17 protein-coding genes are annotated in these 23,319 nt (G+C 60.9%); 8 read left to right on the plus strand and 9 right to left on the minus strand.

Annotated elements, in window-relative coordinates; genetic code table 11:
• The first annotated feature begins 111 nt into the window (after positions 1–111).
• The 4 genes from ACR0FE_RS07590 to ACR0FE_RS07605 all read left to right on the plus strand — a co-directional run bounded on the left by ACR0FE_RS07590 (position 112) and on the right by ACR0FE_RS07605 (position 8,463).
• A complete protein-coding gene (locus tag ACR0FE_RS07590) occupies positions 112–5,538 on the plus strand; it encodes an alpha-2-macroglobulin family protein (protein ID WP_480912131.1) in 5,427 nt (1,808 codons plus the stop codon).
• 36 nt (positions 5,539–5,574) lie between these two features.
• A complete protein-coding gene (gene pbpC / locus ACR0FE_RS07595; protein WP_480912134.1) occupies positions 5,575–7,611 on the plus strand; it encodes a penicillin-binding protein 1C in 2,037 nt (678 codons plus the stop codon).
• Between the two features lie 13 nt (positions 7,612–7,624).
• Positions 7,625–8,128: a hypothetical protein gene (locus ACR0FE_RS07600; protein WP_480912137.1), complete on the plus strand. Its 504-nt coding sequence runs from the start codon at positions 7,625–7,627 to the stop codon at positions 8,126–8,128.
• A gap of 68 nt (positions 8,129–8,196) precedes the next feature.
• On the plus strand, positions 8,197–8,463 hold the full coding sequence (locus ACR0FE_RS07605) for a hypothetical protein (RefSeq protein WP_480912139.1): 267 nt from the start codon (positions 8,197–8,199) through the stop codon (positions 8,461–8,463).
• Position 8,464: 1 nt separating this feature from the next.
• Here the strand turns inward: ACR0FE_RS07605 and ACR0FE_RS07610 are convergent, their stop codons facing one another.
• The 4 genes from ACR0FE_RS07610 to ACR0FE_RS07625 are packed head-to-tail and all read right to left on the minus strand — an operon-like array spanning position 8,465 to position 15,142.
• On the minus strand, positions 8,465–10,507 hold the full coding sequence (locus ACR0FE_RS07610; protein WP_480912141.1) for a DUF7408 domain-containing protein: 2,043 nt from the start codon (positions 10,505–10,507) through the stop codon (positions 8,465–8,467).
• Positions 10,504–13,266, minus strand: coding sequence for a DUF4159 domain-containing protein (locus ACR0FE_RS07615; protein ID WP_480912143.1), 2,763 nt, complete (start codon positions 13,264–13,266; stop codon positions 10,504–10,506). Before ACR0FE_RS07615 ends, ACR0FE_RS07610 begins: the two co-directional genes overlap by 4 nt.
• Positions 13,263–14,138, minus strand: coding sequence for a DUF58 domain-containing protein (locus tag ACR0FE_RS07620; protein WP_480912144.1), 876 nt, complete (start codon positions 14,136–14,138; stop codon positions 13,263–13,265). The genes ACR0FE_RS07615 and ACR0FE_RS07620 overlap by 4 nt, the downstream gene beginning before the upstream one ends.
• Positions 14,135–15,142 (minus strand): AAA family ATPase, encoded by a 1,008-nt coding sequence (locus ACR0FE_RS07625; protein ID WP_170612890.1) that lies wholly within the window; start codon positions 15,140–15,142, stop codon positions 14,135–14,137. Before ACR0FE_RS07625 ends, ACR0FE_RS07620 begins: the two co-directional genes overlap by 4 nt.
• A 64-nt stretch (positions 15,143–15,206) precedes the next feature.
• On the opposite strand from ACR0FE_RS07625, the gene ACR0FE_RS07630 reads away from it, so the two are divergent.
• Positions 15,207–15,779 carry a DUF1285 domain-containing protein gene (locus tag ACR0FE_RS07630; RefSeq protein ID WP_480912146.1) on the plus strand — a complete coding sequence of 191 codons (573 nt, stop codon included), beginning with the start codon at positions 15,207–15,209 and terminating at the stop codon, positions 15,777–15,779.
• A 5-nt stretch (positions 15,780–15,784) separates the two neighbouring features.
• On the opposite strand, the gene ACR0FE_RS07635 is transcribed toward ACR0FE_RS07630, so the two are convergent.
• Positions 15,785–16,729, minus strand: coding sequence for a DMT family transporter (locus ACR0FE_RS07635; protein WP_480912148.1), 945 nt, complete (start codon positions 16,727–16,729; stop codon positions 15,785–15,787).
• Positions 16,730–16,901: 172 nt separating this feature from the next.
• On the opposite strand from ACR0FE_RS07635, the gene ACR0FE_RS07640 reads away from it, so the two are divergent.
• Both ACR0FE_RS07640 and ACR0FE_RS07645 read left to right on the plus strand, forming a co-directional pair.
• Positions 16,902–17,678 carry a hydroxypyruvate isomerase family protein gene (locus ACR0FE_RS07640; protein WP_480912150.1) on the plus strand — a complete coding sequence of 259 codons (777 nt, stop codon included), beginning with the start codon at positions 16,902–16,904 and terminating at the stop codon, positions 17,676–17,678.
• 41 nt (positions 17,679–17,719) lie between these two features.
• A complete protein-coding gene (locus ACR0FE_RS07645; protein WP_170612884.1) occupies positions 17,720–17,950 on the plus strand; it encodes a DUF2798 domain-containing protein in 231 nt (76 codons plus the stop codon).
• 50 nt (positions 17,951–18,000) lie between these two features.
• On the opposite strand, the gene polA is transcribed toward ACR0FE_RS07645, so the two are convergent.
• The 3 genes from polA to ACR0FE_RS07660 form a co-directional block, all read right to left on the minus strand.
• Positions 18,001–20,799 (minus strand): DNA polymerase I, encoded by a 2,799-nt coding sequence (gene polA / locus ACR0FE_RS07650; RefSeq protein WP_480912152.1) that lies wholly within the window; start codon positions 20,797–20,799, stop codon positions 18,001–18,003.
• Positions 20,800–20,892: 93 nt separating this feature from the next.
• Complete coding sequence (locus ACR0FE_RS07655) at positions 20,893–21,555, minus strand: YrbL family protein (RefSeq protein WP_480912155.1); 663 nt, start codon at positions 21,553–21,555, stop codon at positions 20,893–20,895.
• Between the two features lie 34 nt (positions 21,556–21,589).
• Complete coding sequence (locus tag ACR0FE_RS07660; RefSeq protein ID WP_170807080.1) at positions 21,590–21,769, minus strand: zinc-finger domain-containing protein; 180 nt, start codon at positions 21,767–21,769, stop codon at positions 21,590–21,592.
• 87 nt (positions 21,770–21,856) lie between these two features.
• Between ACR0FE_RS07660 and ACR0FE_RS07665 the strand changes: the two genes are divergently transcribed.
• Complete coding sequence (locus ACR0FE_RS07665; RefSeq protein ID WP_480912457.1) at positions 21,857–22,849, plus strand: ABC transporter ATP-binding protein; 993 nt, start codon at positions 21,857–21,859, stop codon at positions 22,847–22,849.
• Here the strand turns inward: ACR0FE_RS07665 and ACR0FE_RS07670 are convergent.
• Positions 22,846–23,310: a DUF1203 domain-containing protein gene (locus ACR0FE_RS07670; protein ID WP_170612876.1), complete on the minus strand. Its 465-nt coding sequence runs from the start codon at positions 23,308–23,310 to the stop codon at positions 22,846–22,848. The genes ACR0FE_RS07665 and ACR0FE_RS07670 overlap by 4 nt on opposite strands.
• Between the last annotated feature and the right edge of the window lie 9 nt (positions 23,311–23,319).

The raw sequence follows: 23,319 nt of genomic DNA on the forward strand, positions 1-23,319 counted from the left end.
GATGATCCCGGAACACATTCCCGCACCATCCCGCCAGACCGTGAAGAAGTGTTTAAGCCGTTGCCAAACAAGCGGGCCACATGCGAGGGTTGCTGCAAATAGGAGGTTGCGATGCACCGCTTGGTTTTGATTGCAATAGTTTATTTTCTTTCACATTTTTTCCAGCCAGCCCCAGGTCAGGCACAAACTGCCGCGCCAGAGTTCCGATACATCACGACCCGCGACGCTGATTTAATCGGAACCGATCTGAATGCGCTGTTCGACACGGATCTGAAATCCTGCATTCAGGCGTGTTCGGCCATCCAAAGCTGTACCGCATTTACCTTCAACACTCGTTCGGATGCCTGCTTTCCAAAGAAGGACATAACCCGGCAGGAACCCTACAACGGCGCTTTGTCCGCACAGAAGGTTTCAACGCCAGAATCGACCCTAACACTGGCCGATACCCGCAAAGGCACGCTGGATTTCCTGCGACCGACCGATTTTGAACGGGCTCGTGACCAGGCCAGGAATCTTGGATTTCTGCACTCGGCCGGCGGGTTCAATGTCGAAGACGCGATGAACGCGGCCCGCGCCGCCAATACGCCGGCACTGGCCATGCAGTGGACCGGTGTGGCCCTGTCGATCAATGATACCTCTGACCTGTGGACAGATTACGCCCGCCTGCTGCTTGCCATCGAAGCGTCGGGTTGGAACGAAAAAAATGTCCTTCACGATCGGGCGCTTGGCGCCGCCATAAACGGATACTTGCGCGCGGAATCAGAGGGCGCTCAGGTATCAGCACTGATAATCCTGTCGAACGCGCTTGAAGCTGTCGAACGCGGGCGTGACATGATCCCTGCGCTGCGACTGGCCCAGCAGCTTCAGCCGCGCGAGGATGTTCTGGCCGCTCTGGATCAGGCGATCGGCAAATACGGGTTCCGGGTTTTGGACAGCAGCGTTGAAAGCGATGCCGCTGCGCCGCGCATCTGCGTTGAATTCTCGGAACCGCTTGTCAAAGCCGGTGTCGACTATGACCCCTTTGTTCAGCGCAGCGTCGATGGTCTGGTGGTGCAGGCAGACGAGAAGCAGCTTTGCGTCGATGGTGTCGCGCATGGTGCGCGGTATCAGTTCACCTTGCGCGAGGGGTTGCCAGCCGCCTCGGGAGAAGTGCTGAACCGCAACGTCAGCCTGACCCACTACGTGCGCGACCGTTCGCCAACGGCCCGGTTTCCCGGGCGCGGATATGTGCTGCCTAAGTCAGCGGATGCGGCCTTGCCCGTTGAAACGGTCAACGTCGCCGAACTGGATCTGACCTTGCGCCGTATCAGTGACCGGAACCTGTTGCGTGCGGTTCAGCAGGGCTTTTTCGGCCGCCCCCTCAGCGAATGGGAGGAACGCGAGTTCAGCAACGAGATTGCCGAGGATATCTGGACAGGTACAGCGGAAGTCAAAAACCAGCTGAACCAGACCATGACAGCGCGCCTGCCGCTGGCCGAGGCGATTGCTGATCAACCGGCCGGTATCTACACGCTGTCCGCGCGGGTACCCGGCAGTGACCCTTACGACGACCCGTCAGCCACGCAGTGGTTCGTTCTGTCTGATCTGGGTCTCTCAACTGCTCAAGGCACGGACGGCCTGCATGTCGCGGTCCGTGGCCTGACCGACGCCGCACCCCGCGAAGGGATCGAGGTTTCGGTGATCTCGAATGCAAATGCGGTTATTGCCCAGGCCAAGACGGATGCCGACGGCCATGCCTTGTTTGATGCCGGTCTTGTTCGGGGAACGGGGGCAAGCTCGCCCGCGCTGGTCGTGGCTGTCGATGGTGACAGCGATATCGGGTTCCTGTCGCTGACCGACCCGGCCTTTGACTTGTCCGACCGTGGTGTCGAGGGTCGGGCACCAGCAGGACCAATCGATGTCTTTCTGACCACCGACCGGGGCGCCTACCGCGCCGGTGAAACGATTCACCTGACGGCCCTGACGCGTGACGATCAGGCGCAGGCCATCGAGGGTTTGCCGCTGACTGCTAAACTGCACCGCCCGGACGGGGTTGAGTATCGACGCGCCGTGTCGGACGGCGGTGTTGCCGGAGGTCAAGTTTTTGCGTTGCCCGTGGCTGTGGATGCACCGCGCGGAACATGGCGGATCGAAGTCAAGTCGGACCCGAAGGCTGATGCGCTGGCGCAGCAGACCGTACTGATTGAAGACTTCCTGCCCGAGCGGATCGACTTCGACCTGTCCTTGCCGGACGCCCCGCTGCACCCTGGCGACAACCCGCCCCTGCGGATCGAAGCCCGCTATCTGTTCGGCGCACCAGGGTCGGATCTGAGCATCGACGGCCAGGTCCTCGCGCGCCCGGCGGAAGCGGTTTCCGGATATGACGGATATCGGTTTGGCCGCTATGACGCAGCTGTTTCCACCAAAAGCACCTATTTTGGCAATACGCGCACCGACGCCGCCGGTCTGGCAACTGTCGCGGTGGAAATCCCCGTATTAGAGACTGAAGGGAAGCCAGTTGAAGCCACGGTGATTGCCCGGCTGGCAGACGGGTCTGGACGACCGGTCGAGCGTCGCATGACGGCTCCGGTCCGGCCAACGCAGCCGGTCATAGGAATCAAACCACTGTTTGACGGTGTTGTGCCTGAAGGCACCGAAGCCGGATTTCAGGTCGTCGGACTGTCGCCGGACCTGTCGGCAACCCCGATGCGCCTGCGCTGGACCCTGAACCGGATTGAAACCCGGTATCAGTGGTACCAGCTGTACGGAGAATGGAAGTGGGAACCCACCACTCGGCGCACACGGATCGCCACCGGAGAGGCCGAGTTTCAGTCAGACCCGCTGACTTTGACATCTGCGGTCGACTGGGGCCGGTACGAGCTTGTGGTGCAGCGGATCGATGGCGCATACGCCGAAGCGGCCTTCGATTTCTACGCGGGCTGGTACCAGGCCGCCGACGCCACAAGCACTCCGGACAGGTTGCACATGTCATTGGACCGTGACAGCTATCGCCCCGGTGACACCGCTCAGTTGAGGATTGTGGCCCGCATGGCAGGTGTTGCGCAGATCGACGTTCTGTCGAACCGGCTGATCCAACGCCAGATGATCGAAGTCCTTGAAGGGGAAACCGTTGTTCCCATCGATGTCACGCCGGAATGGGGCGCGGGCGCCTATGTCGCCGCCACCCTCATCCGGCCGATGGACGTATCCGCCGGCCAGAACCCGGCCAGGGCCATGGGGATCGCTCACGCCAGTGTTGAACCGGTCGGGCGCAGGCTGCAGGTCGGGATTGAGGTGCCCGAACTTACGACGCCAAGACAGGTGCAAAAGACCCGCATCAGGGTCGAAAACGCCCCGGCCAATGATCCCGTCTGGCTGACGTTGGCAGCGGTAGATGTCGGTATCCTGAACCTCACGGGTTTTGAAACACCGGACCCGCAATCCTATTACTTCGGGCAACGCCGTCTGGGCGTCGAATTGCGGGACGTCTATGGCCGACTGATCGACGGGATGAACGGGACCATGGGACTCGTTCGTTCCGGAGGTGACAGCGACGCTGGTATGCGGCGGCAGTCGCCACCGCCGACACAGGATCTGATGGCCGTGTTCAGCGGTCCGGTTCAGGTCGGTGAAACGGGCGAAGTCGAACTGGACATTCCTCTGCCCGATTTTAACGGCACCGTGCGTCTGATGGCCGTCGCCTGGTCGCGCAACGCGGTCGGTCAGGCGGAAGCTGAGATGGTCGTTCGCGACCCGGTTGTCGTATCGGCCAGCCTGCCACGTTTTCTGGCCCCTGGCGACCAAAGCCGGATGCTGCTGGAGATCGTGCATGCCGACGGTCCGGCAGGTGAAATGGCACTGGGTCTGGCGGCTTCGGCCGGGCTGGAACTGGCCGCAACCCCGACCAGTTTCACGTTGCAACCCGGCGGCAAGACCGTTTTGGAAGTTCCAATTCGCGCAACTGCGGTTGGTGACCCTGAGATCAACCTGTCAATCACAACACCGGACGGCCGCGATCTGTCTCAGACGTTGCGGATGCCGGTTCGCGCAAACGATCCTGCCGTTGCTCTGACACGCCGGTTTTCGCTGGGCGCGGGTGACAGCTTTCTGTTTTCGCAGGATGTCTTCGACGGATTCCGGCCCGGATCGATCAAGGCGATCCTGTCCGCCGGTCCGCTGGCGAAATTCGACACGCCCGGCCTGCTGGATTGGTTAAACAGGTACCCATATGGCTGCACCGAACAGATCACCAGTCAGGCGCTGCCGCTGCTGTATTTGTCTTCGGTCGCCCAGGCCTCGGGGCTGGGGAACGGACCGGCGATCGAAGCGCGGATCAGCACGGCCATCCGCAGCATACTGACCCGGCAAACCTCGAATGGTGCCTTTGGGCTGTGGCGCGCCCAAGGCGGCGAATTCTGGTTGGATGCTTATGTCACCGACTTCCTGTCCCGCGCCCGTGCGCAGGGTCATACAGTGCCGGACCGTGCCTTTGCACAGGCGATGGACAACCTGCGAAACAGGATCAGCTATGCCCCTGATTTCGATGAAGGCGGGCAAGACATCGCTTATGCGCTGATGGTTCTGGCCCGCGAAAGCGCGGCATCCATGGGCGATCTGCGCTATTACGCCGACGTCAAGGGCGATGCTTTCGCCACGCCTCTGGCAGCCGCTCAGCTTGGGGCGGCGTTGGCATCTTATGGGGATCAGACACGAGCCGACAGGATGTTTGCCCGCGCTGCCCAGCTATTGGCCGAACGGTCGGATCAAAGACAAACTTACTGGCGCACCGATTACGGAACCGAACTGCGCGATGCGGCCGGACTGCTGACGCTGGCCGTGAACGCAGGCAGCGAGGTGATCGACCGGGACGATCTGATCCGGCGGGTCAGTTCCGCCCCGGCGCATTTGTCAACGCAAGAGGCATCATGGTCGCTGCTGGCGGCGCATGCGCTGATCTCAAACCCGGAAAGCGCCGGGCTGCGTGTGAACGGTGCGCCGGTCGAGGGACCGTTTGTGCAGGTCCTGCATTCGGACAGCGACGATGTTCTGAACATAACTGCCGCAGACGGGCAGGCCACGGATATCACGATGACGGTGACGGGAATACCCGACATCCCACTTGCGGCGGGCGGCACCGGATATGCGATCGAGCGTGTGTATTTCTCAATGGAAGGTGAACCGCTGGAACAGTCCGCACTTTCAGTGGGCACGCGATTTGTCACGGTTCTGACCGTCACGCCGTTCGAGGATGGCGGTGCGCGCCTGATGATCGACGACCCGCTGGCCGCTGGTATCGAGATCGACAATCCCAACCTGTTGCGTTCGGGTGATGTGCGGTCGCTGGACTGGCTGGATTTGTCCGAAGCCAGGCATACCGAATTCCGGTCTGACCGGTTTTTGGCAGCGGTTGACTTGCAGGACCGCAAGCCGGTCACGCTTGCGTATGTGGCACGCGCCGTAACACCCGGTGCCTTTCATCACCCGGCGGCCTCGGTCGAGGATATGTATCGCCCGCAGAACCGGGCGCACACCAACACTGGGCGCGTTTTAGTCGAATGAACGGGGGTCAAACATATCGAAGTTTTGGCAAGGCCGATGCCTAGGGCCAACCTTCTTTTATTGGCACTTGCGGGGCTATTGTATGTGACCGGCTTTGCCCGCGACCGCTTCGCGGACTGGGTCGACGCCACATCGCTGCCTGCGGTTCTGACAGAAACCTCGGTCGAGATGCGGGACCGGAACGGCGATCTGCTGCGCGCGTTTTCAGTGGCGAACGGCATCTGGCGGATGCAGCATGGCCCGGTCGATCCGGGTTTTGTCAACATGCTGATCCGGTACGAAGACAAACGGTTTCGCGCTCACTCCGGCATCGATCCGCTGGCCATGGCGCGGGCTGCCGTGCAGTCGCTTTGGAACGGCCGACCTGTTTCCGGCGGATCGACCCTGACCATGCAGGTTGCCCGCCTGATCGAGGATGGCCCGACAGGTCGGTGGAGCGGTAAGCTCCGCCAGATCCGGGTGGCTTTGGCGTTGGAACAGCGCCTGAACAAGGATCAGATCCTGTCGCTGTATCTGACCCATGCCCCTTATGGTGGCAATCTTGAAGGGATCCGGGCGGGCAGTCGGGCGTGGTTCGGCAAGGATCCGTCCCGTTTGACGCCTGCGCAGGCGGCCTTGTTGATCGCCCTGCCACAATCCCCCGAGGCACGGCGACCCGACCGCAATCTTCAAGCAGGGCGCAAAGCCCGCGACCGGGTTTTGCAACGGCTACATCGCAATGGTCTTTTGTCCAGACCCGAGACGCAAAGCGCCATGGCAGACCCGGTGCCAACCAGAATGCGGCCCTTTCCCCAGCTGGCACCCCACCTGACGGACCGGGCCCGTGCGGGGTTGCCCGAAGCTCTGGCGCAGGACCTGACACTGGACGGGGCATTGCAGGCAAAGTTGGAACCGCTGATCGCGCAGGCCGCCAAACGGGCCGGACCCCGCGTTTCCGGCGCGATGATCGTGGCTGACCATGAAACCGGCGCGATTCTGGCTTCGGTCGGGTCGGCGGGTTATCAGGACGCGCGTCAGGGGTTTGTGGACATGACGCAGGCGTTGCGTTCACCCGGATCAACCCTGAAACCCCTGATCTATGGACTGGCCTTCGACCAGGGTCTGGCGCATCCGGAAACCCTGATCAGCGACAGCCCGGTGATGTTCGGGCGATATGCACCCCGCAACTTCGACGGCGTGTTCAGGGGTGACGTGCGTATTCGCGATGCGCTGCAACTGTCGCTGAACATCCCCGTGGTGCGCCTGACGCAGGAACTGGGACCTGCCCGCGTTATGGACGCCCTGCAGCGTGCCAACACCGAACCGCGCCTCAACGGAGGCGCACCGGGTCTGGCGATCTCGCTTGGTGGTGTCGGGCTTAGCCTGCAAGATCTTGTGCAGCTTTTTGCGGTGGTGGCGGCAGGTGGCCAAGGCCCCGTCTTGCACTATCGGGCATTGGATGGCGACGATTATACGCGACGTGTCCTGTCGGAACCGGCGGCCTGGCAGGTTGGCAATATTCTGACCGGACTGACCCCGCCATCAGGTGCGCAATCCGGTGTATTGGCATATAAGACCGGAACCTCTTACGGGCACCGTGACGCCTGGGCGATCGGCTATGACGGCCGTCACGTCATCGGTGTCTGGCTGGGGCGGGCGGACGGCACACCGGTGCCCGGTGCGTTTGGCGGCGCGCTTGCGGCCCCAGTTTTGTTTGAAGCCTTCGGTCTTCTGAAACCCAAATTCACTCCGATGCCGCCGCCGCCGCCATCAACCCTGCTTGTCGGTGCCGCGCAACTGCCCCAGCCTTTGCGGCGGTTCCGCCCTCGCCAAGCTGCTTTTGAGGCGGACCCTTCTGCGCCGCAATTATTGTTTCCGCCCAAGGATGCCTTGTTAGAGACAAATGGAGCCTCCCTTACGCTGAAGCTGAGGGGCGGAACCGGGCCGTTTTCCGTCCTGTCTGACGGCGTGCCCGTCGTAACCGGCCAGCACCACAGAGAGATTGAAATTCCCAACCCCGGGCCCGGACACACCGCCCTTGTCGTGTTGGATGCACTGGGCAAATCCGACAGGGTTTCGTTCAAGATCAGATGACAGGAGAAAACGAATGCGCAATTGGCTTGTTTTACTTCTTGCTTTGACGGCCACTCAAACAGCGGCTGAATGCGCGTCTGACGCCCAGATCGACCGGTTTGTTCAGGACTATCTTGCGAACACACCTACCGTTGCTCTGACCCCGGACGGAAGCATGGCGGATGCGCTTTGCACGCAGGCGAAACTTGTCACTGCGATGCAGCCGCATCTTGGACCGTTGATTGGCTACAAGGCGGGCCTGACCAGCAAACCCGCGCAGGACAGGTTTGGAGCAAGTGAACCGGTTCAGGGTATTCTGTATCGCGACATGATGCTGGATGACGGGGCAAGTGTTTCAGAAAACTGGGGGGCCCGTCCGGTATTCGAGGCGGACCTGATCCTGGTGGTCGGCGACGCAGCGATCAATCAGGCAACCACACCCAACGAAGTGATGGAACATGTCTCGTCTGTTCGCCCCTTCATCGAACTGCCTGACCTGACCCTGGCCGACGGAGAACCCATTACCCCGTCACACTGACCGCAATCGGGGTTGCGCCGAAACTCGGCGTTTTAGGGTCTGAAATCGCCGTCACCGATCCCGCCGCCATGTCGCAGGATTTGATGGGCATGACGGTCACGCTGAGTGCTGCCGACGGTGAGGTTCTGGCACAGGCGCCTGGCACAGCCGTGTTGGGTCATCCGGCAAACGCGGCACTCTGGCTGATGTCAAAAGGGATCGAATTTGCGCCCGGCGATCTGTTTTCGGTTGGGTCGTTCGGACCGCTGTTTCCACCTGCCAAAGGCAAAGGCGGCGCGTCCGTCAGGTATGACGGCCTGCCCGGCAATCCTACCGTCAGCGTGACATTCGAGTAGCTTATCGCCGCCCCTCACGCAGCCAACCAGCCAGCAGGAACCCGCCAGCCAACAGCAAGACCAGCCAGGGCGGCAGCAACCCGGCCTGTGTGACATCGCGCGTCTCATAGGCGTTTCTTTGGGTCAGACCGATCCAGCCGCGCCCCGAGGCCGGCCGCCCGGCGCGCACATTGCGGATCGACGGCAGCCCGTCCTCCAGACGGACAACACCACCGCGCAAATCTGCCAGAAGCGGTTCCAGCAGGTCGCCGGTTGCTATGGTCTGCTCGAACTCTTTCGGCGCAGCGGGCCCAAGACCGATCACCGCTGAATTCTCACCTTCTTCAAGGCGGTAGAGCCCGATCTCAGGTCCGATATATTGGGCCTCGAACCGTCCCGGTGACACCTCCTCAAGCGTGATGTCCAGCGTTTCGCTATTTGGGCGTGTCACGGTCACGGTCCCAACCTCATCGCTGAGCGTCTGGCGGATGATGCGCATGACCTGACCGTTAGCTTCGGCCCACAGGGCTTCTTCCTCAAGTTCGGGTTCTTTCATCATCCAATGCGCAAGCCTGCGCAGCAGTTCCAGTTGTGGGCCACCGCCTTCGAAGCCCCGGCTCCACAGCCAGGCGTGGTCCGACGCCAAAAGCGCCACGCGTCCTTCGCCCACACGGTCGAGCACTAGCAACGGCCGATCATCAACCCCGGACATCAACGCCTCACCTGACCGGTGTTTGACATCGATCTGACGCAGCCACGCGCCCCAGGTTTCGGGATCGCCGAGATCGGTTGTAACCGGGTGGCGCTGACCAAGATCCGTGACTTTCGGCACATAGCGTTCCTCGATCACACGCGCTGTCGGCTGCGCGGGCAGGATCGGAGCAAGCGGAGATCGGAAAATGCTGTCAGCCGTCGCAAAATCCGGCCCGGCCGCAATTAGAACCGCACCACCTTCGTTGATGTAGTTGGTGACATTGTCCAGATAGATCGCGGGCAGGATGCCGCGTCGCTTGTAGCGGTCAAAGATGATCAGGTCGAAATCGTTGATCTTTTCAAGAAACAGCTCGCGCGTCGGGAAGGCGATCAAAGACAGCTCGTCCACCGGCACCCCGTCCTGTTTTTCCGGTGGACGCAGGATAGTGAAGTGGACGAGATCAACAGAACTGTCCGATTTCAGAAGGTTACGCCATGTCCGCCCGCCCGGATGCGGTTCTCCGGAAACAAGCAGAACCCGCAGCCGATCACGGACACCGTTCATCTGAATCAGCGCGGTATTGTTGCGATCGGTCAGCTCGCCCTCGGCCTGCGGCACCGAGAACTGGATGACGTTCCGCCCACCATGCGGCAGCGTTATGGGAAGCTCGACATCCACCCCGATGGGAATGCTGAAGCTTTCCGGCGCGGCCCCGTCGACCGAGATTTCAAGCGGCGCGGTGGCTGCTCCGGTAGGTGCGGCGCCGCTGTCCTCGACCCGCAAGGTCAGCGTCACGGGCTCTCCGATAATGGCAAAGGCAGGCGCGTTGCGGACAATCAGCCGACGGTCCCAATCGCTGGCACGGCCGGTTTGCAGCAGATGCAATGGCGCGGGCAGGTCCGGGGCCTGATCGACGTCATGCACGATACCGTCCGAGACCACCAGCATCCCGGCGATGCGCGCACGGGGTTCTTCCGCCAGCGCCTCGTTGAGGGCAGCCATCACCCGCGTGCCTTCATCCCCGTCACCGTCGCCGACGGCGATGCGGCGCAGTTCGGTATTGTCGCGGGATTCGATTTCTGCCGCCAGTTCCTCTGCGGCCCGTGCCGTCTGATCGGCGCGATCCGACAGGGTCTGACTGGCGCTTTCATCCTCGATCATCAGGACGATATCCGTCAGAGGCGCGCGATCCTCGACCTGATAGACCGGACCGGACAGCGCCGCGACAACGACCAAAGCCGCCAACCCGCGCAAGGCCCAGCCGGACAGACCACGCAACAGCGCAAGAATGACGCCGCCCAGCGCAACCCCGGCGACAATGGCCAATACCGGCCATGGGATCAGCGGATCGAAGATGACGGTTCCGGTCATTGCCCCAACCTGTCTAGCAAAGCGGGCACATGGACCTGATCGGATTTATAGTTCCCGGTCAGAACATGCATCACCAGGTTCACACCAAAACGGTTGGCCAGTTCGCGCTGACGTTCGCCGGCATAACCGCGGCCAACCGGCAGCAGGGCCTGCCCGTTTCGGTCGATGGCCCAGGCACCGGCCCAGTCATTGCCGCCGATCACCACCGGGGTGACATTGTCGTTGAGGTTTCGGAACGGCATCCCTTCGATCTGTTCCGCATCCGGCGGCGCGGCTTCGACCCAGACCTCTGCCCCGCCATATCGTCCCGGAAAATCCTGCAGCAGATAAAAGGCACGTGTCAGAACATGATCGCGCGGAACAGGCTCTAACGACGGGATATTCAAAGGTCCGGCCAATTGTTGAAGCTTGCGCCCGTTTGGACTGGCGGCGCCAAAACGGGCCACATCCGAGTCGCGGGTATCAAACAGGATCATTCCACCCGAGCGCAGATACGCGTTGAGTTTCGCGTACGCCTCGGAGGAAGGCTGAGGCTGGTCCGGTGTAATGGGCCAGTACAAAAGAGGAAAGAACGCAAGTTCGTCGCGTTCCAGATCGACGCCGATTGGCTCGGCTGGTTCCACGGAAGTTCGGAACAACAGTGTTTGCGAAAGCCCGCGCATACCGGCCCCGGCAATCGCATCCACATTCTCGTCACCCGTCAGTACATGAGCCAGAACCAGTTCCTGCGTGGCGCTTAGCGCAAATTCGGTGTCTTCGGGTGATTGGGCCTGTACCTCGGGGGTCAGCATCAATGCGCCAAGGGCCACCACCGCCGTACGCGCCATGCCCAACCGCCCGGACAAGGCCAGCGAGGCGATCACGTCCACCGTCAGTAACAACAGCGCAAGGCTCAGCAACAGGCCCCCGATCGGGGTTTCCGTGTTAACCTCCTGACCCCTGATCGTCACATCCCCAGACCAAACCGCCGGTTGAAATGTCGCGTCATCGGTCAGCGCGTTCAGCGCCAGTTTCTGTTTACCGCTTTCATACAGTCCCGGCCGCAATTCCGGACCGACCGCCCGAGATACTAGATCAACACCGTCCACCCCGGCCAGATTGCCCGCATCCGAAAGCGACCCGAACCCGTCCAGAACTTGAATCGGCTCCCAGACGGTGCCCTGCAACTGAGCCTCTTGCCGGGATTTTGCGGCCGAGGCCACGGCCAGACGGTCCAGCATTTCAACAAACAAACCGGACAGTGGAACAGTCGACCATTCCGCGTCAGCCGTGACGTGAAACAGGACGACCTGGCCCAGACCCAATGTCTTTCGCGTGACCAGCGGCGTTCCGTCAGACAGCGATGCAATCACCCGATCGGCCAGATTAGGGTCTGGTTGGGCCATGACCTGCGTAGTGACAGTCACATCACCGGGGATCTGCAGGCCATAGAATGGCGAGCCTTCGACAAATGGCGCCAACCCCTTGGCTTCTCCCCAACTCATCGCGCCGCCGACCGAACGCCCGCCGCTTCGCAGACGAACCGGCAGCAAGGCGTCCTCATCCTTGCGGCCCAGATCACTTGCCGCCATGCGCGGGCCGGCAAAGCGCAGCAACAGCCCACCCTGTTCGACCCATTGAACCAGTTCAGCCTGTTCCGTGTCAGAGAGTTTGGCCACATCGGCCAGCACGATCACATCAGGGTTAGCAGGCAACACGTCCAGCAGACCGCCATCGACAAAATCAGCGGTCGGTCTGAGAACCTGCGTGAGATAATGCAGCGGTGACAATAACTCCAACCCCTCGCGGTTCAGCGTACCGGCGATCAGGGCAACCTCGCGCCGCCTCAGGCTGTCATCGGTCAGCGTCGTGGTCCCGGCTGAGCGCTGGCCTTGAATTTCGAACCGCGTAATCCGGGCGCGCAACTCGGAAGGCAGTGACAGATCAACCTGCGCCTGGCTTTCACCATCCTCGAACGTCACATCGACCGATTGCAGAACGCGCATTGCACCTGCGGGGTCGCGGCCCTGAGCCAGGATCGTCAGCGACATGGCCGGTCCGGGTTCCGACCGCAGCGCTATCACCTGAATAACGCCGTCCTGATACGCTGCGGGCAATAGTGCAAAAATCGGCGCAGACGGGCGGTAGACCGTGACGCTCCCGCGCCCCTGTAGGGCGGACAACATCCGGTCGTGGCCGGGGTAGTTCAGCCGGTCGCTGAACCAGCGTGTCTCGAACCCGCCGTCAACATCGGCTAGCGCCGCCAATACCTGATCCAACTGTTTCGGGTTGGGCTGCCAAGGCATCGGCATCAGGCCAGGCAGGCGCCCGCGCCATGCCTCAGCGGCCTGAAATACAGGTGTTTCCGGGTCGGTCAGGCGTAAAATCGATACGGGGCGACCGGCACGGCCGGCCTCGGTCAATTGCGCGTCGATCTGATCCAGCGTAGCTGACCAACGCGTTCCACCGGCCCAACTGGCGTCCAAAACCATCAGAAGCGGCCCCGGTCCTGCCTGATCGCGCGACGGGTTCAGAACCGGCCCGGCCAGCCCGATGATGATCGCCGCCGCCGCCAGCATCCGTAACAGCAGCAGCCACCACGGGGTCCGGTCCGAGACGCTTTCGTCATCTTTCAACCCAAGTAGCAATGTAACCGCCGGGAACAGTCGGCGAATGGGTGCCGGTGGCACGGCGCGCAGAATCAGCCACAGGATCGGCAGGGTCAGAAGGCCCAGCAGCACCCATGGGGCTGTAAATCCGATGCCTGCCAGAACCGTCATCGCGTACCCCCGTCCAACGCACGATAGAGCCACAACAGAGCCGCTTGCGCGCTTTCACCGGTGTGGTGCTGACCCAGTTGCCAGCCAGTTGCACGACAAAGCTGTGTCAGCGCATCCTTGCGCGCGGCCAACCTGCCAAGATAGCGGTCGCGCAGATCTCCGGCCTTGAGGGTTTCATGCCGGACCGAGCCGCCGACGCTTTCGAAAATAGTGCGGCCCTGGAAGGGAAAGGTCTCCTCGCCGGGGTCCAGAACCTGCAGCAACACACCGCGAACGCCGCGATCCGCAGCCTTGGTGAGCGCCAGTTCAACCTCATCCAGCGGACCCAGGAAATCAGAGATGAACACAGCCCGGGCATGCGGAACCATGGCCCGGTGTTCCGGTGGTGCATAGTCGACCTCGGTGTCCTCGGACCAGGCTTGCGCCAGCCGGATGATCTGGGCGTTGCCCCGCCGCGGCGGCAGCGTGGTGCCGGTCAGTCCGACGCGCTCACCACCCCGCACCAGCAAGATCGCTGTCGCCAGACCCAGCAGCCGCGCCCGGTCCGCCTTGGTCGGCAGCGCCCTGTCCGAGGCAAACCGCATCGATGCACCCTGATCGACCCATAGCATGATCGACTGGGCGATCTGCCATTCCCGCTCGCGCACGAACTGCTGATCCCCCCGCGCCGAGCGTCGGTGGTCGATCAGACGGCGGCTGTCACCGGCCTGCGCCGGGCGGTATTGCCAGAAATCGTCACCCAGGCCCGAACGCCGTCGCCCGTGGTCACCCAGCAGGACGGTTCCGGCCAGGTGTTCGGCCCGCGCCAAAAGGGGCGGCAGCCGGGACGCCTCGGCCTCGGATCTTTCACGAAGGGTCAGCGCGGCATTCACGCCGCGGCCTCGGTACGCACCAATCCGGCGGCGGTGGTGTCGATCAGGCTGGCCAGACTGTCGCCACGCGCACGCGCTGCAAAGTTCAGCGCCATGCGATGGCTGAGTACCGGACGCGCCATGTCCAGCACATCCTCGGCATTGGGCGCCAGACGCCCCTGCAACATCGCGCGGGCGCGTACGGTCATCATCAGCGCCTGTGCCGCACGGGGGCCAGGGCCCCAGGCGACTGTTTCAGAAACACGGTCCGAAACGCCCGGTTCTTCGGGGCGGAAGGCGCGGACCAGATCAAGGATCAGTTCGACCACCGATTCACCCACCGGCATCCGGCGCAACAGGACCTGTGCCGCCAGCAATTCCTCTTTGGTGAAAATCTGGCTGGCCTCGTCTTCTTCCACGCCTGTCGTCGCCAACAGAATGTCCCGTTCGGTTTGGCGATCCGGGTATTCAACATCGATCTGAACCAGGAACCGGTCCAGCTGCGCTTCGGGCAATGGATAGGTGCCTTCCTGTTCGATCGGGTTCTGCGTTGCCAGCACATGGAACGGGACACCCAGCGAGCGATCTTCGCCCGCGACCGTCACCGTGCGCTCCTGCATCGCCTGAAGCAGCGCCGACTGGGTGCGCGGGCTGGCGCGGTTGATCTCGTCCGCCATCAGCAATTCGCAGAAAATCGGGCCGGGGATGAACCGGAAATGACGGCTGCCATCATCGGCGGTATCCAGAACTTCGGACCCCAGAATATCGGCAGGCATCAGGTCAGGCGTGAACTGGATGCGATTGCCATGCAGGCCCATCACGGTCGACAGCGTTTCCACCAGCCGCGTTTTACCCAGCCCGGGCAGACCGATCAACAATGCGTGACCACCACATAAAAGCGCCGTCAGGGTCAGGTCCACGACCCTCTCCTGCCCGATAAAGCGGCGGGTGATCGAGGTCTTGGCCTCTTGCAGCTTGTTTTCCAGCGCTTCGATCTCGGCGACGAGGTCGGCAGGTTCGGACATGGTTTTCCCTTCCGTGGACGAATATGATTGAAGTGTATCGCGCTGACAGGAAATGGCAAAAGCAATGAGCGGACAAAAACCTGTGACACCTTCTCCCGATGGTCTTGCGGCCTCGGTCAAATCAGTCAAAAGGCGGGGTTTACCGCCCGTTCACCTTTGGAATCCTCCGTATTGCGGCGATCTGGACATCCGTATCGCCAAAGATGGTTTGTGGAGTTATTTAGGCTCACCCATCAACCGTTTCGAGCTTGTGAAGCTTTTTTCCTCAATTCTTAAGAAAGAAGACGGGAAGTATTTTCTGGTGACCCCGGTCGAAAAGGTGGGAATCACCGTCGAGGATGCACCCTTTGTCGCCGTGGACTTTGACAACACCAATGAAAGCGGTGTGCAAGTCCTGACGTTCACAAGCCAGGTGGGCGATACCGCTGTTGCAGGGCCCGATCATCCGATCCGCATTGTCATCGATCCGGAAACGAATGAGCCGTCCCTTTACATATTGATGCGCGCAAACCTTGAAGCGCGTGTTGACCGCAAAAGCTTTTACCGCCTTGTAGACATTGGCACTGACCATGACGGCTGGTTCGGCGTCTGGTCAGGGGGCGTTTTCTTTCCCCTGATCCAGTCTGATGCGCTGTAGCGTAACTAGGCCAGGCGCACGGACCTTCGGTCTTGTGCCAGCACAACCGCCAACGCGACGATGCCCGCGCCCAGCGCGCGGGTCCAGTTCCACTCATCTCCAAGCATCACCATGATCAGCATTACGTAGAACGGCGCGATGTTGATGTGAAACGAGGCCAGCGCGACGCCCAGCCTTGCGATGGAACCGACAAACAGAATCTGACTGATCCCCATCGAAATCAGCGCATAGATCGCCAGCATCCCGACCTGATCAACGTCAATCGGAGCAGACGGCAGAATATCCATCCCCAACTGATGCGACACGATCATCAGAATGGTCGCCATGACCAGACCACCGACAAAAACGATCGTGGTGCGCCCGGTCTGGCTCAGTTCGGGGAAATCCCTCGCCGTTGCCTGACTAGCCCAACAGAACAGAGCCGTTGAAAGCACGGCGCAGACCGCGCCCAAGCCCAGCTGCGCCGGGGCCATTGAACTGGTGGCGATCAGGCCTCCGATAATCGATACAGCAACGCCAAGGGCAAAGTTCCACTTGAGACGCCGCGTACCTGCGGCAAGCTCGAGCAGGGTCGCCGTCAGCGGGGCGCAGGACGCGATGATCGCGACGGTGACGGGATCCGTCAGTTTCTGTGCGAGGATGATCAGGAACATGCCGGTGCCTATGCCAAGCCCGCCCACCAACAGCGCGTGCCGCCACCGTGCGCGAAGAACACGTGTCGGACCGTCGATCAGGATCCAGACCGGCACCAGAACAAGCACCGCCAAAGCCAGGCGCGCCGCCAACAGGGCGACCGGGGGCCAGCTTTGAAGCAAAACCTCAGCTGCCGGAAACCCGGCAGCCCAGCACAGCATGGACGCAACCGCCAGGCCATTGCCCGACAAGGCAGAGCTCTGGCCTTGGGGCACAGACGCGGATTGACCGCGAACGGTTTCAGAGCTCATCGCCATGAATTTCAGACCTTCTGTTGGCAGGGCGTCGCAAAATTGATTCGCCGCACAGGCCCGACGGTCGGCGATGTGCCACCGCTATTCTGGTCGATTTTCGACAATCTGTCGTTTTCAGTCCCTTTCCCGGACATCACCCCGGGTCTAAGGTCCCGGCGAAAGGAACACCGAGCACATGCCAAGATTTGCCGCAAATATCTCGCTTCTGTTTGCCGAACTTCCCTATCTGGACAGGTTCGAGGCGGCCGCGCGTGCCGGGTTTTCGGCCGTGGAAATACTGTTTCCATACGATCTGGCGGCCCGTGAAACCAGCCGCGCCCTGCTGGAGAACGGGCTTGAGCTATTGCTGATCAATGCCCCACCGCCCAATTACACAGGCGGACAGCCCGGCTATGCCGCCGTTCCGGGCGGCGAAGCCCGGTTTCAGACCGATATCCGCCGGGTCCTGAGATATGCGCAGGTGCTGCGCGCGGGTCAGATCCACATCATGTCCGGCTATGCAGAAGGCTCAGCAGCGTTTGAGACCTTTGTGCGAAATCTTCAATGGGCCGCTGATTTCGCGCCCACGCAGAAATTCACGATCGAACCGCTGAACACGACGTCGCAACCCGGATATTTTCTGAATGACTATGATCTGGCCGCCAATGTGCTGGACCGCGTGGATCGCCCAAATCTCGGCCTGCAATATGACAGCTTTCACGCAGAAATGATCCACGGTGATGCGCTTGCCATCTGGGACCGTTTTCACCCCCTTGTTACTCATGCGCAGATCGGGGCGGCCCCAGACCGCGCTGAACCGGGGCGTGGTGAAACGGATTTTCCCGCGCTTTTCGATGCAATGGATCGCTGCGGCTATACCGGGTGGGTCAGCGCCGAATACACCCCGTCAACAGACCGAACCGCAGCCTCGCTGGGCTGGATGCAGGGATGGGGTACTGGAATTCAGGCCTGAAATGCCACACATGGGGGGCAATCAACTGACAGGATAACCGGATGATACCCGCTCGTTACGCTCATGCCCTGTACGGCCTAATCATGTCTGGTCTGATGTCCTGCATGGTGACCGGCATTGCCACGGTTAAGGCGGTGGGGTTTGGGCCGGGCACACTGAGCGACTGGATCTCATCCTGGATGTTTTGCTGGCCAATCGCATTTACCGTGATCCTGCTGCTGGGTCCCGCAGTGAAACAGCTGGTAGAACGACTGGTCAGGCCCGAAGCCTGACCCGCCGCAAAGATGGCCCGCCGGGCCTGATGCGCGGCGCGTTCCCCGGGTTAGTGCGCATCGGCCCAGTTGGCGCCCTTCCCTGCATCGACAACCAGTTTGACATCCAGCCTGACCGCGGGATCGGACGCGCCTTCCATCACATCGCGCGCGATACGGATCGTTTCGTCCACAGCGTCTTCGGCCACTTCGAACAACAATTCGTCATGCACCTGCAGCAACATCTTGGCGGGCAACCCCCTGATCGCTTCCGGCATCCGCACCATAGCGCGGCGGATCACGTCCGCCGCCGTGCCCTGAATCGGCGCATTGATCGCCGCGCGGCGCGAAAACCCGGCATGCGGCCCTTTGGCGTTGATCTCGGGCGTATGGATTTTGCGCCCGAACAAGGTCTGCACATAGCCATGCTCTTTGGCAAAGGCGACCGTGTCATCCATGTATTTCCGTATCCCGGGGAACCGTTCGAAATAGCGGTCGATAAAACCCTGCGCCTCGGCCCTTGGGATACGCAGATTGCGGGCCAGACCAAAGCCCGAGATTCCGTAGATCACACCAAAGTTGATCGCCTTGGCCTGACGGCGAATATCCGGTGTCATTTCGTCCAACGGCACGTCGAACATTTCGGACGCGGTCATGGCGTGAATGTCCAGCCCATCAGAAAACGCCTGTTTCAAGGCGGGGATATCGGCAATATGCGCCAGAATCCGCAGTTCGATCTGACTGTAGTCCAGACTGACCATCACATTTCCCGGCTCGGCGATGAACGCCTCACGAATGCGCCGCCCTTCCTCGGTCCGCACCGGAATGTTCTGCAGGTTCGGATCGGTCGAGGCCAGACGGCCCGTATTGGCCCCGGTGATCGAATACGACGTATGCACCCGGCCTGTATCCGGGTTGATATGGGTTTGCAGCGCGTCGGTGTAGGTCGATTTCAGTTTGGACAACTGCCGCCAGTCCAACACCCGGCGCGGCAGTTCGTGCTCGGTCGCGAGATCCTCCAGAATATCGGCCCCAGTCGAATACTTCCCGGTCTTGCCCTTCTTGCCGCCCTCAAGCCCCATCTTGTCGAACAGGATTTCGCCCAACTGGGCAGGAGAACCGACGTTGAAATTCTCACCCGCCAGTTCGTGAATATCAGCCTCTAATCCGGCCATTTTCTGTGCAAATGCGTTGGACATTCGGCTCAGAACATCTCGGTCGACCTTGATGCCGTGCATTTCCATTTCGGCAAGTACCGGGACCAGCGGGCGTTCCAGCGTTTCATAAACCGTCGTCACCTGAACCTGATGCAGTTGCGGCTTGAACAGCTTCCACAGGCGCAAGGTTATGTCCGCATCCTCGGCGGCATAAGCCGTCGCCTCGTCAATCGGAACCTTGTCAAAGGTAATCGCCGATTTTCCGGACCCCAGCAGCGGTTTGATCGGGATCGGTGTGTGGCTCAGATACCGTTCGGACAGCGTATCCATGCCATGGCCATGCTCTCCGCCATGCATGGCGTAGGACATCAGCATCGTGTCATCGATCGGCGAAACGTTGACACCATAGCGCGCAAAGATCTTGGCATCGTATTTCATGTTCTGCCCGATTTTCAGGATCGAAGGATCCTCGAACATCGGTTTCAACAGAGTCAGAGCCTCATCCAGCGGCATCTGCCCCTCGGCCAGTGCATCCGAACCGAACAGATCATCAGCGGATCCATCGCGGTGCGTCAGCGGAATGTAACAGGCCTCGCCCGCCTCCACGCACAGCGATATGCCAACAAGACCGGCGATCATTTCATTGAGGCCGGTGGTTTCGGTGTCCACGGCGACCCAGCCGCGTTCATAGGCCTGATCGATCCATTTCTGCAGCGCGCCTGCGTCCCTGACGCATTCGTATTTCGACGCATCGAACGGAACCGCTTCGGCTTCCTCAACCTCGGCGGCAGGCGCGGGCGCATCTGCAATGACAGGAGCCTCGGCCCCGAGCTTGTCAGCAATACGCTTGGTAAGCGTCCGAAATTCCATCTCGGCCAGAAAACCCAGCAGGGTTTCGGCATCCGGGTCCTTCACCTCCAGATCGTCCAGCGAGAAATCCAGCGGCGTGTTTTCGTCCAGTTGCACCAGTTTCTTCGACAACTCGATCTGGTCACGCTTCTCGATCAGGGTCTGGCGGCGTTTGGGTTGTTTGATCTCTTCCGCACGGTCCAGCAGGGTTTCGAGATCACCAAATTCGTTGATCAGCAGCGCTGCGGTCTTGACCCCGATCCCCGGCGCGCCTGGCACGTTATCCACACTGTCCCCGGCAAGCGCCTGCACATCCACCACGCGCTCCGGCCCGACGCCGAATTTTTCGACTACGCCGTCGCGATCGATACGCTTGTTTTTCATCGCATCCAGCATCTCGACCCCGTCACCGACCAGTTGCATCAGGTCCTTGTCAGAGCTGACGATGGTCACACGGCCCCCCGCCGCACGCGCCTGAACCGCCAGCGTGGCGATGATGTCATCCGCCTCATAACCCTCCAGTTCCTTGCAAGCGATATTGAAGGCGCGCGTCGCTTCACGGGTCAGAGGCATCTGCGGGCGCAGGTCTTCGGGCATTGCCTCGCGGTTAGCCTTGTACTGATCATAAAGATCATTCCGGAACGTGTGCGAGCCCTTATCGAAGATCACCGCCACATGAGTCGGCGCATCCGCCCCGGCGTTCCCTTCCACATATTTCTGCAGCATGTTGCAAAAGCCCGACACAGCACCGATCGGCAAGCCATCGGATCTCCGCGTTAGCGGCGGCAGCGCGTGGTAAGCCCTGAAAATAAAGGCCGATCCATCGATCAGATGCAGGTGACACCCTTTTCCGAAATTGCTCATGCGCGCTCTCCCTGTCGGTCAGGGATGGTTCTGCCACAGGGGCGCTCGGGTGGCCAGTCAAGAAGGTGATCTATCTGGCGCAGATATGTCGACCTACGCTGTGCTGAACGCCCTGCGTGCCTTGTCCCAACGCAACCCCGTGCGATCTGCGATCATCTGCATCTGCTTGTTCAGCGAGCGATCATTCAATCGGCGGTTCAGCGTGCGCAAGGGAATGAGGTTACGTTCCCCGTACCCATCAATCAAAAGAAACATGCGGACCTGACCACGCAGCCCGTAGACGATGTTCTGTTCGTGGATATCGCGCCCCACGATCTGATATTCGAACAGCTTTTGAACAAATCGATTGAGGTCGGCCAAGACTTCCTCGGTCAGCTTGTGCTGCTCACACATCCACAACAGATGTTTTGCCAGTTTGGAGTCTTCGGATTGAACACGCTCCACCACAACCCCCGGCCCGACATCCGTCTGTACGACGCCAAACGACCGCGCCAAAGGCAGTTGCGCAATGTCCTCACCGCTTTTCAACGCGGCTTTCAGCTCACACTCGATCTCTTTCAGGGCGTTACGATATGCGGTGTCCGGCATGATCCGCCTGATCAGCCGCTTGGAAAACGAACGGTTTCGACGTGTTCGCGGGCGCGTTACCTTGATCAACAGGTCAGGGTGGCCCGGATACGCGTAAACGTTTCTGTGGCCGCCTTTTGCCAAGGGCTCCTGATCTGACAGGTGCAAAAGCTGTACTGCACAAAGCATCCGGCCTCCGTTCCGCGCGGCACGTGTCACGCTGTCAGCTGTGTGCCTCGCTGCCAGACAGCACGTATTTGCAGTCGCAATAGGGGCATTCAACCCAGCCGGTATCCTCGGGGATCTGCAACCAGACGCGCGGATGGCCCAATGCCCCCTCGCCGCCATCGCAGGCGACACGAGCGGTTTCGACGATCTTGGTTTCCGGCGCTTCGATGGTCACGGCTGGCGATCCTTCTTCGGTTGTCGGCCTCGCGGGCATGTATTAGGTGCGTTTATGAGCGATGAGCAAACCGGGGGCAAGAGCCACATGAGCGATGCGGCAATCAGGATCGAAGGGTTGCGCAAGACCTATCGCGGCGGCAAGGGCCAGCCCGAAAAGCAGGCGCTGAAAGGTATTGATCTTACGGTTCCGCGTGGATCGGTTTTTGGTCTGCTGGGACCGAACGGGGCCGGGAAGTCCACCCTGATCAATATTCTGGCCGGGTTGGTGATAAAATCCGCGGGCAACGTGTCGATCTGGGGCTTTGATCAGGATCAGCATCCCCGCCAGTCGCGGGCGGCCATCGGCGTGATGCCGCAGGAATTGAACCTTGACCCCTTCTTCACACCGCGCGGCGCTTTGGAGGTTCAGGCAGGTCTATATGGCGTTCCCAGGGCGCAGCGCCGCAGCGATGAGATTCTCGAACTGGTTGGCCTGAGCGACAAGGCCGAAGCCTACGCCCGCACCCTGTCGGGTGGTATGCGGCGGCGGTTGTTGCTGGCCAAGGCACTGGTCCACCACCCCAAGATACTGGTTTTGGATGAACCGACGGCCGGCGTGGATATCGAACTGCGCCAGATGCTTTGGGCCAATGTCCGAAAGCTGAACGAGCATGGCATGACCATTATCCTGACCACGCACTACCTGGAAGAAGCGCAGGAGATGTGTGACGAGATCGCCATCATCAACCATGGCGAAAAGATCGCGCAGGACAGCACCGCGAACCTGCTGGGCCGCATGGACAGCCGCACCATGGTGATCGTGCCGGACAACCCGGTCGCCGACCTGCCCGCGACGCCGGGGGTTGGGGCCACGCTGCGCGAAGATGGCAACCTTGTCCTTCAGTATCGAAGCGCCCAGACCAGCGCCGAACAGGTTCTGGAATCGGTGCGCGCGGCCAATATTCGTATCCGCGATGTCCGTACCGAAGAGGCCGATCTCGAGGATGTGTTCCTCGCGCTGACGTCCAGCCGCACGGATGATCCCCCGGCTGCCGATCAGGACCAGCCGCGCCGGGGCATGCACCGGGTCAAGCTTTAGGCCCGGTCTATCCGCGCCTGATAGCAGTTGTTTCGTGCAGACCGGACGTGGATATATGCAACGTCCGGGCGAGTGAAAATCTCCGTGACCTTTTTACTGATCTGATCCGTTGCGGTGATCGCGCCGGTGCCATAGACGATCCGGTCGTCCTGCCCGTAGCCCTTGATCAGATAGTCGGGCGATGTGGTCAGAATCTCGGGCAGCGCTTCACCCCCGTACTGCTCGCAAGGGGCGGCACATAAGAAGATCGGGCCGGTTTCGGCGTAGGGATGTGTCTCTAAAAAAGGCCTATGTGCCAATATCAGCATTTCCTCGCCCTCAGGAATGTTCTTCAGACAGTGTCGGCAGGGATTCCCAGCCCCGGTGGAAACAACACGTTCCGGGGTGGCGCCATAGGCATCCGGTCCTCCTTTCTGAAGGGCGCGTACATTTTCGGTCGGTAATGCGGTGATTTTGAACATTTCGGTTCT

The sequence above is a fragment of the Ruegeria sp. K7 genome, assembly GCF_056531785.1.

Excerpts from the sequence above, each read along its gene's own strand:
- ACR0FE_RS07630 (WP_480912146.1), top strand. The coding sequence starts at position 15,207 with ATGAGCGGACAAAAACCTGTGACACCTTCTCCCGATGGTCTTGCGGCC.
- ACR0FE_RS07610 (WP_480912141.1), bottom strand. The coding sequence starts at position 10,507 with ATGACCGGAACCGTCATCTTCGATCCGCTGATCCCATGGCCGGTATTG.
- ACR0FE_RS07640 (WP_480912150.1), top strand. The coding sequence starts at position 16,902 with ATGCCAAGATTTGCCGCAAATATCTCGCTTCTGTTTGCCGAACTTCCC.
- ACR0FE_RS07635 (WP_480912148.1), bottom strand. The coding sequence starts at position 16,729 with ATGGCGATGAGCTCTGAAACCGTTCGCGGTCAATCCGCGTCTGTGCCC.
- polA (WP_480912152.1), bottom strand. The coding sequence starts at position 20,799 with ATGAGCAATTTCGGAAAAGGGTGTCACCTGCATCTGATCGATGGATCG.
- ACR0FE_RS07655 (WP_480912155.1), bottom strand. The coding sequence starts at position 21,555 with ATGCTTTGTGCAGTACAGCTTTTGCACCTGTCAGATCAGGAGCCCTTG.
- ACR0FE_RS07625 (WP_170612890.1), bottom strand. The coding sequence starts at position 15,142 with ATGTCCGAACCTGCCGACCTCGTCGCCGAGATCGAAGCGCTGGAAAAC.
- ACR0FE_RS07615 (WP_480912143.1), bottom strand. The coding sequence starts at position 13,266 with ATGACGGTTCTGGCAGGCATCGGATTTACAGCCCCATGGGTGCTGCTG.
- ACR0FE_RS07590 (WP_480912131.1), top strand. The coding sequence starts at position 112 with ATGCACCGCTTGGTTTTGATTGCAATAGTTTATTTTCTTTCACATTTT.
- ACR0FE_RS07665 (WP_480912457.1), top strand. The coding sequence starts at position 21,857 with ATGAGCGATGCGGCAATCAGGATCGAAGGGTTGCGCAAGACCTATCGC.
- ACR0FE_RS07600 (WP_480912137.1), top strand. The coding sequence starts at position 7,625 with ATGCGCAATTGGCTTGTTTTACTTCTTGCTTTGACGGCCACTCAAACA.
- ACR0FE_RS07670 (WP_170612876.1), bottom strand. The coding sequence starts at position 23,310 with ATGTTCAAAATCACCGCATTACCGACCGAAAATGTACGCGCCCTTCAG.
- pbpC (WP_480912134.1), top strand. The coding sequence starts at position 5,575 with ATGCCTAGGGCCAACCTTCTTTTATTGGCACTTGCGGGGCTATTGTAT.
- ACR0FE_RS07605 (WP_480912139.1), top strand. The coding sequence starts at position 8,197 with ATGTCGCAGGATTTGATGGGCATGACGGTCACGCTGAGTGCTGCCGAC.
- ACR0FE_RS07645 (WP_170612884.1), top strand. The coding sequence starts at position 17,720 with ATGATACCCGCTCGTTACGCTCATGCCCTGTACGGCCTAATCATGTCT.